The sequence below is a fragment of the Soonwooa purpurea genome (assembly GCF_053891095.1).
On the sequence record NZ_JBSSMA010000045.1, the window covers coordinates 1 to 2,426 of the forward strand.

2 protein-coding genes are annotated in these 2,426 nt (G+C 41.2%); both read right to left on the reverse strand.

The window, feature by feature from the left end:
• Nucleotides 1–238 precede the first annotated feature (238 nt).
• Nucleotides 239–1,405 carry an IS91 family transposase gene (locus ACVFVN_RS14600; protein WP_024564049.1) on the reverse strand — a complete coding sequence of 389 codons (1,167 nt, stop codon included), beginning with the start codon at nucleotides 1,403–1,405 and terminating at the stop codon, nucleotides 239–241.
• Nucleotides 1,402–2,262, reverse strand: a complete 861-nt coding sequence (locus ACVFVN_RS14605; protein WP_029728479.1) for a tyrosine-type recombinase/integrase — start codon at nucleotides 2,260–2,262, stop codon at nucleotides 1,402–1,404. The genes ACVFVN_RS14600 and ACVFVN_RS14605 overlap by 4 nt, the downstream gene beginning before the upstream one ends.
• Nucleotides 2,263–2,426 lie beyond the last annotated feature (164 nt).

Below are 2,426 nucleotides of genomic sequence, written 5' to 3' on the forward strand. Positions count from 1 at the left end.
CTAATAGCTAAGTTTTCGTTGCGTGCGCAGCACGAACAATGAAAACCCTGTTGAACGGAACCTTCGGCAGCTTTTGGTTGGGTATTTTCCCACACTATGGGTTTATCGACAAAAGATTTTTAGAGATACAAGAGACTTTGAGAAGAGTCTCTTTTTTTGTGGGTGATTTTGGCGAGTTTTTCTTGGTTTTATCGTGCTTTCCTTCACGTTAGGTTAACATTTCCCTTACCCAAATCCGCTAAAATGCAGATTTAGGAGCAGGTAAATTTCGGCTCATCTCCAAAAACCAACTTGGCGGACCTCGTAGATCGAACGTGGCAATCGTCACAAGATTTCCATCTTTACAACACGTACATTTCGGCTGAAAAGCTTTTGGCGGAAGCTTTTCTTTGGGCTGGATGCCTAAATTTTGTTGTAGATTTTTAAGTTTGATACGCTTCCAGGTGCTGCTCAAAAAACCATAATGACGGATTTTTACAAATCTTTTCGGTAAAATATGCATCACAAAACGGCGGATAAACTCTTCATGGCTCAAAACCATCTGCTTTTTGATGCCTTTTTGGCGGTAATCTTTGTAAGAAAAAGTTACCGTTTCCGCGTCAATTTTCCTGATTCTCTGGTTGCTGATGGCGATTTTATGCGTGTATCTGCCCAAATATTCTACCACAGATTTTGGGCTTCCAAAAGGCTTTTTGGCGTAAACAACCCAAGACTTTTCCCACAGATTTTGCCTGATTTTGGTATACTCTTCAAAGTTTTTATCTTTTAATTTCTCACAAAATTTAGCCCTGAAAACTTTACTCAAAGCCTTTACCGGAAACAAAAATTTGCCGTCTGAACGTAGATTTTTCCAAGCTCCGCTTTCATCCACTCCACCGCCCGGAACAATGCAGTGCAAATGCGGATGAAGGCTCAGATTCTGCCCCCAAGTGTGCAAAACAGCAATCATTCCCATTTTTAAACCTCGATTTTCACCAAACGTTTGAAGCGTTTCCCAGGCAGATTCAAATAAAAAATCGTACAACATTTTGGGCTCGTGAAGCGCGGTTTTGTTCAATACATCAGGAAGCGTAAAAACCACGTGGAAATAAGGTACCGGAAGCAGTTCGGTTTCCCGATTTTCAATCCATTGCTCTCGGTTTTTGCTCTGACATTTTGGGCAATGACGGTTTCGGCAGGAGTTGTAACTGATGCTTACATTTCCACATTCATCACAAGCGTCAATATGACCACCCAAAGCAGAGGTACGGCATTTTTTCAACGCTGAAAGTGTTCGTAATTGCCAAGAATTAAGTCCTAAATCTTCCAATTTTGAACCTAATTTGTTTAAAACATCGGCGACTTCGTATTGAGGTTGAGATTGAGGTTGAACTGACTGTTTTTTTGAGGTTTTTAAACCGCTCATTTTTTCCCAAATTCTGAAAAAAGGGTATCGAGCGGTGAAAAGAGTTTTTGGGTTGAAAGCTGGGCAATTTGAAGATAAACCAGCGTGGTATCGATACTTTCGTGACCGAGAAGATTTTTGATGCTCAAAATATCCATCCCATCTTCCAGAAGATGCGTCGCAAAACTGTGCCGAAGCGTATGGACACTCACTTCTTTCAGGATATTTGCCGTTTTTGATGCCTGCTTTACCGCCCACTGAACGCCGCGCTGGGAGTAACGGGAATCGAAATCGCCACCAGCACGCCCTCCACGAGGTTCTCCAAAGAGATAATCTTCCGGTTTTTCCGCTTCGATATACTTTTTGAGCCCACGAATCAGATGTTCGGAAAGTGGTAAATAGCGGTCTTTTTTGCCTTTTCCCTGAACCACTTTGAGTTGTTTTCGACCAAAATCTAAGTCGCACAAACGGAGATTTCGAACTTCCATACAGCGCAATCCGCAGCCGTAAAGAATGCCGATCAAAATTTTATGTTTTAAAAGTTTACAGCCGGACAACATCTGCCAAACCTCCTGTTTACTAAGCACTACAGGCAGTTTTTTCTCTCTTTTAATTTCCGGAAGACTCAAATAATCATAGCTCAAACCTTCCGATTTAAGCAGAAATCGAAGTCCGTAAACGGTGTGTTTAAAATACGACTGTGAAGGTGATTTTGATTTTTTCTGAAGGTAAAAAAGGTAATCGTGAATTTGCTCGGGATCCAATTCTGTAGGAATTTTTCCGAAATGTAGCGACACCGCAGCGACGTGTCTGGAGTAATTTTGAAAGGTACTTTGGCTTCTTCCCAATACAGAAACCGTACGTTCAAACCTATGCAAAAGCTCCGCAAATCCCGGAACTTCGCGCTTTGCCTGATTGATGATCTTGTTTTCTCTAAGCTCTTCTACACTCTTTTTTTTGTTGCCATTTTACTGATTTTTAATTAGTTTTACAAAGTAACTAAATATAGCGCTGAGAAAGCTACCGAAGGTTTAGTTCAACA

Excerpts from the sequence above, each read along its gene's own strand:
- ACVFVN_RS14600 (WP_024564049.1), bottom strand. The coding sequence starts at position 1,405 with ATGAGCGGTTTAAAAACCTCAAAAAAACAGTCAGTTCAACCTCAATCT.